Raw genomic sequence first — 12,668 nt, forward strand, 5'->3', positions numbered from 1 at the left:
ACGCTCATTCCAAAGTGAACTCTGCCACGCATTATTTAGCTTAATCGTGAACAATAGCGTTGACTGCCGCCTAAAGATTATGTGGTGGTTAGCGCGATAATGGAACATCTTGTCCCTTGACATACTGTGCGTGATCAGTGTTGACAGCCCTGTTTTTGCTTAGCTGTAGCTTAAATGAAGGGCTGCATGCGCTGCGTGGTGTACCAATAAAATCTGCTTGATAGTGCAAGCATAATGAATCGAGCATCGTTTCCCAAGGCGCATTCCCCGAATAATCGCTGAGGTTATGCCAGCGCTTGTTTGCCGTATCCACTAAGATAAGCCGTTCATCTTTAGGCAGCATAACCAGTTGCCAGTGCTCGGCATACACTGAGCGTTGCTTTAATTGGATATTATTGTAATAGGACTCAGGTTTCATTACCGCTCGTCCATCATCCCTTATCTCGTAATGGGATGCGGTTTCTGACATCACCTTTTTATTATCGATAAAGCTGGTATTAATTGAACGCACTGGCAGTGACGATTCGACAAATATATGTCTGTTATTACTAAAGCTCAGCTCCTGTGGCAGTTCTTCGCCATCGAATATCATGTCTTCATCTATCGATGCTCTAGAGGCGGTATGGGTGAGTTCTGACATTATTGTTGGTGCTAGGTCAATCAATGAAAATAAACCCTCTACTTTGCCAGCAGGGTTTATCGGTTTACCATCTCGATACCTTAATGAAGCGAGCACCACCTGCGATTGTTCCTGAGATAGAATGTTTGTGCCATGTCCCCATGCGGCGACATTGAGTGCTGTTGGAACAATAGCAGGGTCTGTTTGTACCAAACTATCAGCGGCAACGAGCTTATCTTGACTCAATAAAAAGCCTTCACCGTGATCCGATAACAGGTAGACCACAGCGTTGTCTAGTAGGCCGCCTTGGCGCAATTTGCCGATAAAGTCGGCAATCTGTACATCAACTTTTTTAATCATTTCGCTGTACATATAGTGATTGTAATTACCATCCCAACGTGATTTATCCAGCTCGATAAAATCCTTTGAGGTGAAAGGCCAATGTAATTGACAAAAATGTACCGCTAAAAAATTAGGTTTATCGACCGACAAACTCTGAAGAACCTCATGATTAAACAGCAAAGGATCGTAAGTTTTCCCATAGGCGCGATTGATATAGAGATAGGGAAATAACTTGCGCGATAGCGGAGCATTAATCATTAAGTTAACCAAGGGGAGATCAGCTACATTCGAGATAACTGCATCGGCAGCCCCTACTTTGGGGCCAACAACGCGATCGAAGCCATAACTAGCATCGATTTGATTGAAGCGGCGCTCATCGATGGCATAGGTGGTCTGATAGCCACTGGCAGAAAGCTGCTTTAATATGGGAAACGGTTTTTCGACGAATTCTGGCGGTGCAAGGTTAAACCTAGCGCCGTTATTAATGGGGTATAAGCCTGATAAAATCCCCATCCACGCTACATAAGTACGACCTTGTGGCGTATAGGTTTGATTATAAATCAATGATTGCGACAATAACTGATTCAGTGTTGGCGCAAGCGATCTATCGGCGCCGCGATAAGCAAGGTGATCTGGGCGTAAACCATCAATTCCGATAATAAAAATATTAGGCTGATCGTGACTCTTGGGGAGCGTCGGTGTGCTTGTGTTGCTGCTAAAAAGATAAACAGGCACCAAGCTAAACACCAATAGGCTAATGGTGAATAGAATGCTGAGTCCTCTTTTCTTACTAGCGATGGTGTCCATCAAAGCATAAACAAGATTCGCTAACAGTAATAGCGCTAAGGTCGCTACTGCTATACCGCTTGCCAGCGGCGTGCCACGAAAAAAACCCAGTAACGATGTCGGATAAAAATAGGCATTTGCTGACAGCACAAAAATGCAGTGCACTAGTAACAGCACCAACCAAATTTGTGTTTTGACATTATCATTAGAGCAGGTAGCAAACCATGGGCGGCAGGAAAGGGTGATCACCAAAGCCCAACCTATATGCAGTACCAAGACCATTAGCGCAAAATAGATCAGGTCTAACACCAAACCACTACTCACTAAGTGCTCATCTTCGATATGAGTCATAGCATTGGCAATTGAAAAGACAGAGTAATACTGGATTAGCTGTTTATAGTTAATCGCAATAACAATAAACAACACCAGCAAGGCAAACGTTCTGAAAAAGGTGCGCGCAAGTGTGACAGTGCTTGCTGGGGTAATGTTATGTTTTATTGTATTAGGCATAGTCTCTCAATCATATCTTGCTATGAGGGTTTAAATACCTCGGCTTTTACTTTAGTTTGTCGAGTTCAATAGCGCCATCGATAGGCTGCTGTGTATTTAGCTTTAGGTCCTGTGTCGAGTTCGATGCTGCGCGCGCAATCTTGCGACTCGTTGGTGGGGTCGCGCTGTCAGTGTCAAGCCTATCTACAGTTGACTCGTTTATCTGAGTGGCCATATTGACTTGAAAGTCATCGAAATTAGCCAATAAAGTATCTTCATTACCCGATGGCCAATCACCCAGTAATAGATAACGCTCTGCTAATGTCTTACCCGATTCAGTGTCGGACTTTAAGGCTAGATGCGTTTTTACCCCTCTCCAGGCTGGGTAGATAATGGTCAGTAATAATAGGCTTATTAGCACGATTAATATCACTTGCAGTCGCTGCGGCTGAGTTAATTTTATATTGTTCATGCTTAATAATTATCCTGCACTCTTTACATAGGTAACATAGGTAACATAGGTAACATAGGTAACATAGGTAACATAGGTAACATAGGTAACATAGGTAACATAGGTAACATAGGTAACATAGGTAACATAGGTAATAGCTGCATATAGGCAATCGCTACGGCACTGCATTTATGTCGCTGTGATTAATCTGATATTTCAAGTATAGATGACTCATTAATCTCTGATGTCAGTCGCGCTGTTTAGCATACGTAAGCTTGACAAAACTAGCGGCTTTATCCTATTCACTTATCTAAAAAAGGTCATACAACAAACAATAGTCCCTAATCATCTTGTTTAAAAGTGATGTATGAGCTAAACCTGAGCTAATGACTACACTTAAGTGGACCTTGGCATCATTTCATTAAGGTGGCTTATTATTAAACTTTGACCGTGATAAACGCCTCTATGATTCGATTTTATACTTTGAACTCTAATCGTGACTGGCAGCAGTACTCAATGTTGTTAGGTGGGTGCTAGGTATATATGAACTCAGATAAATGGATGATATCGACAACATGAAACCTTATTTACTCAGCGAACGATTACTCGCATTTACCTGTGTTTTGCTCTACCTCATCGGCCTGCCAGCGTTGGTGACGGCTGAACCAGTCTTACAGACAGCGCAGCTTAATCAGCCAGTGAAACATGAGCCGGCGTTTATTTGGCTCAATGAGCAAGGCCCGAAGCCAATTACGCTCGATATGCTCTCACTCGCGCAAGACCTAGGCTTTTGGCAGCCAACAAACGAGCCATTGGCTGGCGCTTATACTCCAGCTTCTAATGCGGTAGATGACCGCTATTCACAACTATTTATCGATATGATCCAAACCATAAGGCTAGGACAGGGCAATGCAGCGCTGTTGAGTGTTGAACAATTACGCCGCGCCGCACAAGCTCAGCGGTTACATAACCTGCTCGATAGCATGTTACCCGAACATAAACAGGTGCAATTGTTACGCGAGCAAATTAGGCACTATCAACAACTTGAACGATATGTATGGCCATCAATTTCGCCCATGTCATACCGTTTTGGACAAAGATCGCCCGAAATAGCCAAATTGCGCTGGATGCTGACTCAATTAGGTGACTTACCAGCTAAGGCGCCTAACAATTATCGTGATGCGATTTATGATCCTGTCCTCGTTAGCGCCATCAAGCATTTTCAACTAAGGCACGGATTAACTCAAAGCGGAGAACTCGATAACGCGACGCTGCAAGCCTTACATATATCACCATCGCAGCGAATTTTGCACCTGCGCCAAGCCTTATTTCGCTGGTTTGCGTTACCCACGCAACTGCCGCAACGCTACCTGTGGGTCAATATTCCGGCCTACCAATTACAGATCATGGAAAATGACACCAGCGTATTGAATATGCGAGTGATTGTCGGCAAACCCGCCACGCCGACGCCACAAATGGTGACCACACTGACGCTAGTGACATTGAACCCGACCTGGACCCCGCCCAGAAGTATTGTTTATGGAGAGTTATTGCCTAAAAATGGCCGCTCGCCAGGGTATCTGGCTGCCCATGGGTTTGAGCTGCGTAAAGTCAGTCAAGGTCATTCTTCAGTGATACCATTGGCAAACCAATCGTCTAAGCAAGTTGCCGCTCTACTGAGCGAGTATCAACTCGTGCAGCAACCCGGCGCTAATAATTCATTGGGGCGCTATCGATTTTCTATTCCAAATAATGAAGCGATTTATCTGCATGACACCCCGATTAAGTCGCTGTTTACCCATCAAGACCGCGCCTTGAGCCATGGTTGTGTGCGTTTGGAACAAGCGGATGCCTTAGTTAACTACCTATTAAATCAGCATATTAAGCAGTCGCCCGCGGTTATTAAAGATGCGTTAACACAACCATCGCCGCGTTATATTAAGTTAGCAGAACCGTTGCCCGTATTAATGACCTATTTAACCACTTGGATAGATACGAATGGAGTGGTGCAGTTTCGCCCCGATATTTACCAGTTGAATCCCCTTAAGGCGAATAGAGGACAGCCTAGCGATTAGGCGCTAGCTCGTCACTCCTAGTTTTTCACTTATAGCCCTCTCAAGCATTGCTTATGATTTTTTCTTATGACTCGGTTAATCTAGGTTAATAACGGCTAAAGGATAACGGCGCTGAAGTTGTTAGCTGTGTATTGCGTTATAGCATTAGCCTAGTCATTTTCGCTGTCTTGGAGGTGCCTTACTGTCACTTCATCCAGCCCAATAAAGCTGTCACATAACAATGCAACATCAAGCCTTATGCTTCCTTTTTCGAAAACATTCTTGCCATTAAGCGTCTCGCCTAAACTCATTGTATTGGAAATATAATGTTGCCCTAAAGCGCAATAGCCTTGCGGTAATTATTTATTTTTTATTTTTAAGCTGTGTATTGTAAAAACTTTGCTACCTTTAAATGTAACAGCAATGTGAAATGGTGCGATTTTACCTCCAATTGCTGCACAGCAGGCTAGGTCGCGAGCGTTAGGGCTTGTACCTACCATTATCAACGATTGGCAACAGTAACCAATGCTCGACAACAAATAATGGCACCGTTGAATACAAGGAAAACGAGATGGGTGAAGCAGAAAGTGAGTTATGAAAGTGAGCTAGATGAGCATACGCAAGTTTACGTATCGCGTCATGATATCACTCAGTATCTCAGCGCTCAGTATCTCAGCGCTCAGTATCTCGACAGTATGCCCTTTGGGTCGTTAGGAGAAAATTATGAACCTTACCAACATATTGAAAGATTTTATTGAAGATGAAAGTGGTTTAACGGCAGTAGAGTATGCCATCGCCGGTGGCTTGGTGGTCGGCGGTATGATTGCTGCGTTTAACCTATTAGGTGATAACGCAACGGGTAAAATTAATTGCCTCGCCTCTGCTGTGAATGGTGCTAGCACCGACTGTACTACAGCTACAGCTACTCCTTAAGGTACTGAGGTCTATAGAGATGCCTAGTTTGACCTGTAAGCTAGGCATCTATAAATACTTATTTTCATGCCAATTTAAAGAGCTCCTATCTCGATGACAGATACCCAGTTAGTGCTTCAAATTACGTTGGCAGCGCTGTTTTTTATCATCGCCATCGCTACCGACTTAAGATCGCAACGCATTCCTAATGCCTTGTCACTGGCAGCGATTTTCTGTGGTTTTGTCATCAACGGATATTATGCGCAGCTTAGTGGCTTGCTGTTAGCTAGCTTTGGTTTTGCCCTGGCATTTATCATATTGTTTCCGGTATTTGTGATTCGGGTTCTCGGCGCTGGCGACATTAAGTTAATGATGGGGATTGGCGCCTTAATGGGGCCAGAATTATTAGCCTGGAGCCTGTTATATGGCGTTGCAGCAGGCAGTATCACCAGCTTGATACTTGTGGTGTGGCGCACCGGTTTTAGTGGTGTAGTCAACACGCTTAAGCGTTATTGGGACTGCATTTACTGCAAAACCTATTTCAAACCTGAGCCTGGCGAAGCTGCGGGACAAAAAGTGCCCTATGCACCCGCATTGGCCATAGGCTGGTTGGTGGCTTGCAGCATCAACTATGATTTACCCAGTATTTATTTGCAGTTAAGCCATTCTTTAGCGGGGGCGTAATATGTTGCGAGCGGATGTGGACCATAATGCGACAGTTGAGCCATTGTCTAAGCCATTGTCGCAACATGCAGAGTCGCAACAGACTGAACCTCAAAATGTTGTAGACGTTAGTCAACTAGCGCCTAAGCCTATTACCTTAGACGCCACAGGGCTTTCAGAGTCCTTATTGTTAGATCTCTTGGTAAAACATATATTTAGCGCAGGAGTGCTCACCAAAGAGTTGATGGTTGCTAAAATGGGTATAACTGGGGGGATTTTACAATACCTGCTCGATACCGCCAAAAAGTTAGGTTGGGTTGAAAACCGTCAGACTACAGCAGATGGTCAGATGCGCTATGCCTTGAGTCATACGGGTGAGATACATGCTAAGTTGGTTTTTAGCCGCAGCGGTTATCTCGGTCTCGCTCCCGTGCCGCTTAAACAATATATTCCCATCTGTAAGCAGCAATCGAGCCGAGCTCGCCCCATCACCTATGAGATGCTCGAACAAGGCCTTAAGGAGCTCGTGTTACCCCAAGATCTGCTTTATAAAATCGGGCCTGCCATGAATTCCAGTCGGCCAGTATTGATCTATGGCCCACCGGGCACAGGTAAAAGTTACCTGTGTCGTCACCTTAATCTTACTTTGGGCGATGCAGTACTTATTCCCTATGCGATTGCCATAGGGAATGAAATCATACAAGTTTTTGACCCTGAGTTGCATCATCGCACAGAAGTGGAGGCAATAAACAACCCTTTAGACTTAGGTAGCGGTCACGATCCAAGATGGATCAAGTGTCAACGCCCTCTGAGGATCACCGGCGGTGAGCTTACTGCTGAAATGTTAGAAGTACAGTTTGATACTCACAGCCGCACCTATATGGCCCCGCTGCAGCTCAAAGCCAATAATGGCATTTTATTGCTCGATGATTTAGGTCGGCAACGTATCAGCGCCAAACAGCTTTTTAACCGTTGGATTATTCCGATGGAAGAGCATAGAGACTTTTTAAATTTACAGTCGGGCGAACATTTTGAGATCCCATTCGAGCTGATTCTACTCTTCTCTACTAACCTAGATCCTAAAGAATTAGTCGATGAAGCATTTCTTCGACGACTCGGGTACAAGATCCATTTTGAGGCATTAGATGCACAGCTTTACCGTAAAATTTGGTTTCGGGTGTGTGATGAGCTTGGGCTGAGTTGCAGTGAAGAGACGTTTTTGCATTTGATTAACCAATACCATCAAAAATTCGCTAAGCCACTGATCCCTTGTTATCCACGTGACTTACTCGGGATCATGTCTGATCAGATCTGTTTTATGAAACTTAAACCAGAGGTAACACCATCACTCATTGACTCTGCTTGGTCCATCTATTTTGTTGAATAATGAAAATAAAGATATGTTTTAGTTAACATTTTAGTTAACAACGGGAGTTCACTATGAATAACAAAACGATTCTTTTTGTCGTCTTGTCGCTGATATTTGGTGTGATGGCGGTTTTCCTCGCTCAAAATTGGCTCGAGTCTAACAGCAGTGTTGCTAATGTGGCTGATACCACCAGTGTTGTCACTGTCTCTAGCCTAGTGCCTATGGGCACCATTATCGATCGTAAACATTTAGTCTTAACGCCTGTGCCCGAAGGTATAGTACCTCAAGGCTCGGTGACAAAGTTTGAAGATGCCGAAGGTAAAGTCGTTAATCAAAAACTCTATCCTGGTGAAATATTACGCCAAGAAAAACTCACTAACAAAGGTGAAGGCAGCACACTAGCTAGCCTTATTCAACCTAACATGCGTGCGGTGACCATCAGGGTAAATGATGTGGTTGGCGTAGCGGGTTTCTTATTGCCCGGAAACCGAGTGGATGTGATTAACCTCTTTAAAGAGGGCGATTATAAAACCGATGTAGTGCTCTCTAACGTAAAAATTCTGGCTATCGATCAACGAGCGTCGAATGATGAAAATAAACCCATGCTGGTACGTGCGGTTACCTTAGAGCTGAGCATGGATCAAGCCGAGCAGTTGTTGGTTGCTAAAGGACGTGGCTCATTGCAGTTAGCTTTAAGAAACCCCAATGATGATGCACAGGTTGAAGTGGCTCTGCTTAATCAAGAGAAAGTCGTGCAGCTCGAGCCGATAAAACCACTTGTAGAGACACAGCCGTCAGCCACTGTTAAGCCTGCCATGCCAACGGAGAAAGTGGTTTATGCTCAGTCTAATGTTAAAGCGAAAGTCCTGATATTGAAGGGAATGAAAGAGCAAGAAGTTAAGGTGAATGACTAATATTTAATACAACCAAAAGGTTGAAAAGGAGTGGACTATGCTGCGTTCGACTGGCAAAACTTGGGAGGTAGGATGCGTGTTCTTGGTGTTCATTTCGGCCTTGATACATCTACCAGTCATGGCAGGTGGGCCATTTGAGGGGGCAAAAGAGCTAAAGCAGATCCCTATTTTTAAGTCTCGTGTTTTACAACTACCTAAATCAGTACATAGAGTCTCTGTCGGCAACCCTGATATCGCCGATATCAAGCTATTGCCCAAAAACAACCTATATATATTAGGCAAAAAGCTGGGTAGTACCAATGTGATGATTTGGGATGAAAATGAAATATTAACCAGTGTCATGGATATAGAAGTGACCCATGACTTAAATGGTTTAAAACTGCGTTTACATGAGTTTTTACCCACTGAAAATCTGGCGGTGCAAACCTCTCAGGGGCAACTATTGTTAAGTGGTCAAGCCTCTAATTTACAAAAAATGAATACCGCCGTTGAGTTAGCTCAGGCTTATGTGGATTCATCGCCTACAGTGGGCAAACCCAAAAGTACCGTGCTAAATATGATGACCATTGGAGGCGGGCATCAAGTCATGTTAGAGGTAGTAGTGGCAGAGGTTCAACGTGAAATTGCGCGTCAATTTGATTCTAAGTTTTTGATATTTAATCAAGGATCAAATCTTTCTGGCGGTGTCGTCGGTGGCGGTGGTGGGTTTGTCGACTCTGCTATCGGCGGGATTAGTAGTAAAGGTTTTTTTGCTCAGTATATTAATCAAGATTTATTAATGAACTTTGCCCTTGATGTGGCTAAACAAAATGGATTGGCCAAAGTGTTAGCCGAGCCAAATGTTACCGCCATGAGTGGTCAAACGGCTGAATTTTTATCTGGTGGTGAATTCCCCATTCCAGTTCCAGATACCAATGGCAGTACTACCATTCAATATCGTGATTTTGGTGTTGGGGTGAAATTTCTCCCTACAGTATTAGATTCTGGCCAGATAAACTTAAATTTAAACGTAGTCGTGAGCGAAGTGAGTAATGCCAATTCGGTGTCGTTATCTGGCAATAATACGAGTGCAGTATTGGTGGTCCCCTCTTTGGTTAAACGCAGTACCGCCACAACGGTTGAGTTAGCCGATGGCCAAACGATTGCGATAAGCGGCTTGATCAGTGATAACTTGCGAGAAAATATCGATAAGGTACCGGGTCTTGGCGATGTTCCAGTATTAGGGCAGCTCTTTTCCAGTAAGAGTTTTCGGAGTGGTCAAACCGAGTTAGTGATTTTAGTGACGCCTCGCCTTGTAAGACCTTTCAATAAAAAAGATATCACTCTACCTACTGATGGATTTGTTGCCCCCTCTGATGTTGAGTTTTATTTGCTGGGTAAGAGCTCGACCAAAGAGCGCCCTGAGGATAAAACCCAGACGCCATACGAGCCCGTGATGTCTAATGTCAACATTGAAAATAGTGGTACCCAACAAAAATATGGGCATTCACTGTAGATTGGAGTGTTAAGTATGAGTCATTTTAATATCAGAGCCAGTGTGGTGCACAAGTGGGCCGTGGTCTTACTCAGTTTGTTTTTATCTGCTTGTGCCAATGAACATAATTTCGAGATGGGAGAGAGCTATCAACAGGTTAAAAATGTTCAAATTCTCGATCCTGAGGCATCAGTGCGTAACGATGGCTTAGTCTTAAGTCTCGAGGGTAACTATGGCCGTAAAGTGATCTTGAAGTACCGAGATAGTAATGAAGCTCCCATTAAGGCGAAAGAGCTTAGCTCGTCGACTATATTGGAACAATGATGATGAAAAGCTTGAAAATATGTATCACCACAAGTCGCGATTCAATATCGAATCTCGACTCAGGCCGTCAACGCGGTGCAATTTTAGTGATGTTTACCATAGGATTATTTTCGTTACTTGCAGTGGCGGCTTTGGCGCTTGATGGTGGTCATATGTTACTCAGTAAAAGTCGCTTGCAAAATGCTGTTGATGCATCAGCCTTGCATGCGGCTAAAGTGCTCGATAATGGAGCCACATTAGCCGAAGCTAGGCAGGCTGCAGTGAGTATGTTGACTCAAAATCTTGCATTTAAAGAAAATAATGAACTCGAAACTAACATCAGTTTTACGCCTGCTGATTACAGCGCCAATTCTGTAACCAGTCACATATCAGTTGAATTTTCCGCCTTACCCGATCCATTTATTCCTGTCGCAATTGAGGGCAGTGAGTATGTTCGAGTAAAAGTTGAAAATGTCGGTTTAGATAATTTTCTTGCCCAGCTGTTGAACTTTAACAAACGTGTTAGGGCTTCAGCCGTTGCCGGGCGCAGTACCGATATCACCTGTAATAATAAACTTGTGCCGTTACTGGTATGTGCAGTCAATGATGATCCTGACTATACGGTAACCGACGCCAGTGGTCAGCAGGTCGCAGCCCCCTTTGGCATAGTGACTAACAGCCTGTACGCCATGAAGTCGGGATCGGGACAAGCTAATGCGCCCGCAATAGGCCCGGGGAATTTTCAGTTGCTGGCACTAGAGGGCACGGGGGCGGAGATTTTACGAACGGCATTGGCAGGGGGGTATTCAACTGATACTTGTGTTGGAGCGGGGGATTTGGTGCCAACTAAGACAGGTAATAATGTTGGTCCCGTTGCTCAAGGGCTTAACACCCGTTTTGGTCAGTGGCAAGGCGGTGGGTTGGATCCTGCTGACCATCCAAGGGATCGCAATATATGCCAAGGAGAGCGCATCACGATTGATAATGATGGCAATATAGAAAACCCCAATGCGAACTACTATAGCCATGCCGATTATTTAGCCGATAGTAATACGGGGAATTGTATTGACGATACTATCGAGCCCAATAGTCGTAGAGAGATGCCTGTGGTTATTGGTATGTGTGATGGGATTAGCAACGGACAGACAGATATCGAGGTAAAAACCACAGGCTGTTTTTTCTTAGTGCAAGATGTTGACCAAGGTGGACAAGAGTCTTTTGTGGTAGGGGAGTTTGTTTCCGAGTGTCCCGGCACTGGGAGTGCATCGGTTGATCCTGATTTTGTCAGTAACAACCACACCATAGTGCTGTATAAAGATCCTGATAGTCCAGACTCTTAGGAGAACGCTATGAACTATTCGTTACAAAAGGGCATCGCGGCAGTAGAGATGACCATTCTATTGCCCTTTATGTTACTGCTGGTGTTTGCAACGGGTGAGTTGGGCCGTTTTATATTTCAATATAATACCCTGACGAAATTAGTTCGCGATGCTGGTGTCTATTTAGGCGCTCATGCCGATACCCGACAAACCACATTACTGCCTTCACCGTTTATTGATGAGGAGTGTGGTTATTGTATTTCAGAAACCAAAAACTTACTTATTTATGGCAATGTGAGTGGAGGGCAAAGCCCATTATTAAAAGGATTAAGCCCGGCTGATATTACTATTAGTGAGTCACCAGTAGGCAGTCGTCGGTTAGTTATTTCTGTGTCCTACAATTGGCAACCTTTATTTGGCGAAAAACTAACCACATTTGGTTTGGGCGATGAGATTGATCTTAGTTTTAACTTGAATACTCACTACGCGGTAACCGCATTATGAAGCCGCAAAAGGGAGTCTATACGGTTGAGTTCGCTATTGTTGCTGGCGTTTTTTTTATTTTGTTATTTAGTGCAATAGAAGTTGGCAGACTCATATACACCTATAATGTATTGCAAGAAGCATCTCGCCGTGCGGCCAGATTAGCTATCGTCTGTCAAACGAGCACCAATATCGACAGCTTAGCCCTGTTTAATGGCGCAAATTTAGTGCCTAACTTGACGGCAGACAACCTAGACATTAGCTATCTTGATCGTGGTGGTTTAGCGGCAACAGGAGCCGATATCGAACTTGTCAAAGCAGAAATTAAAAATTATCAGCATGAATTTTGGGTACCAGGTTTACACATGACGTTAAACTCGCCTGTCTTTACAACTACCCTACCGAGGGAGAGTTTAGGGGTTTTCCCCGGAGGAGCAACTGTCTGTCAATAATAAACGGTCTGTCAATAATAATAGTTTATTGTTTAACA

12 protein-coding genes are annotated in these 12,668 nt (G+C 44.1%); 10 read left to right on the forward strand and 2 right to left on the reverse strand.

The window, feature by feature from the left end:
• Nucleotides 1-88: 88 nt before the first annotated feature.
• A complete protein-coding gene (locus tag AC5YB1_RS08935) occupies nucleotides 89-2,257 on the reverse strand; it encodes a sulfatase-like hydrolase/transferase (RefSeq protein ID WP_494521552.1) in 2,169 nt (722 codons plus the stop codon).
• A gap of 46 nt (nucleotides 2,258-2,303) precedes the next feature.
• Nucleotides 2,304-2,708 carry a hypothetical protein gene (locus AC5YB1_RS08940; protein ID WP_494518880.1) on the reverse strand — a complete coding sequence of 135 codons (405 nt, stop codon included), beginning with the start codon at nucleotides 2,706-2,708 and terminating at the stop codon, nucleotides 2,304-2,306.
• Nucleotides 2,709-3,262: 554 nt separating this feature from the next.
• Here AC5YB1_RS08940 and AC5YB1_RS08945 point away from each other — a divergent pair.
• From AC5YB1_RS08945 to AC5YB1_RS08990, 10 genes are all read left to right on the forward strand, one after another.
• Entirely contained in the window at nucleotides 3,263-4,762 is a 1,500-nt protein-coding gene (locus AC5YB1_RS08945) for a L,D-transpeptidase family protein (RefSeq protein WP_494518881.1), read from the forward strand.
• Between the two features lie 702 nt (nucleotides 4,763-5,464).
• Nucleotides 5,465-5,674 (forward strand): Flp family type IVb pilin, encoded by a 210-nt coding sequence (locus tag AC5YB1_RS08950; RefSeq protein ID WP_494518882.1) that lies wholly within the window; start codon nucleotides 5,465-5,467, stop codon nucleotides 5,672-5,674.
• A gap of 93 nt (nucleotides 5,675-5,767) precedes the next feature.
• Nucleotides 5,768-6,337 (forward strand): A24 family peptidase, encoded by a 570-nt coding sequence (locus tag AC5YB1_RS08955; protein WP_494518883.1) that lies wholly within the window; start codon nucleotides 5,768-5,770, stop codon nucleotides 6,335-6,337.
• A gap of 1 nt (nucleotide 6,338) precedes the next feature.
• Nucleotides 6,339-7,703, forward strand: coding sequence for a DUF8689 domain-containing protein (locus tag AC5YB1_RS08960; RefSeq protein ID WP_494518884.1), 1,365 nt, complete (start codon nucleotides 6,339-6,341; stop codon nucleotides 7,701-7,703).
• 53 nt (nucleotides 7,704-7,756) lie between these two features.
• Nucleotides 7,757-8,599 carry a Flp pilus assembly protein CpaB gene (cpaB, locus tag AC5YB1_RS08965; RefSeq protein WP_494518885.1) on the forward strand — a complete coding sequence of 281 codons (843 nt, stop codon included), beginning with the start codon at nucleotides 7,757-7,759 and terminating at the stop codon, nucleotides 8,597-8,599.
• Nucleotides 8,600-8,636: 37 nt separating this feature from the next.
• Nucleotides 8,637-10,094: a type II and III secretion system protein family protein gene (locus AC5YB1_RS08970; protein ID WP_494518886.1), complete on the forward strand. Its 1,458-nt coding sequence runs from the start codon at nucleotides 8,637-8,639 to the stop codon at nucleotides 10,092-10,094.
• 15 nt (nucleotides 10,095-10,109) lie between these two features.
• Nucleotides 10,110-10,397: a hypothetical protein gene (locus tag AC5YB1_RS08975; protein WP_494518887.1), complete on the forward strand. Its 288-nt coding sequence runs from the start codon at nucleotides 10,110-10,112 to the stop codon at nucleotides 10,395-10,397.
• An 11-nt stretch (nucleotides 10,398-10,408) separates the two neighbouring features.
• Nucleotides 10,409-11,716 (forward strand): pilus assembly protein TadG-related protein, encoded by a 1,308-nt coding sequence (locus tag AC5YB1_RS08980; protein WP_494518888.1) that lies wholly within the window; start codon nucleotides 10,409-10,411, stop codon nucleotides 11,714-11,716.
• Nucleotides 11,717-11,725: 9 nt separating this feature from the next.
• A complete protein-coding gene (locus tag AC5YB1_RS08985) occupies nucleotides 11,726-12,199 on the forward strand; it encodes a TadE family protein (protein WP_494518889.1) in 474 nt (157 codons plus the stop codon).
• Nucleotides 12,196-12,630, forward strand: coding sequence for a TadE/TadG family type IV pilus assembly protein (locus AC5YB1_RS08990; protein WP_494518890.1), 435 nt, complete (start codon nucleotides 12,196-12,198; stop codon nucleotides 12,628-12,630). Before AC5YB1_RS08985 ends, AC5YB1_RS08990 begins: the two co-directional genes overlap by 4 nt.
• Nucleotides 12,631-12,668 lie beyond the last annotated feature (38 nt).

The organism is Shewanella sp. 433 (genome assembly GCF_059338565.1).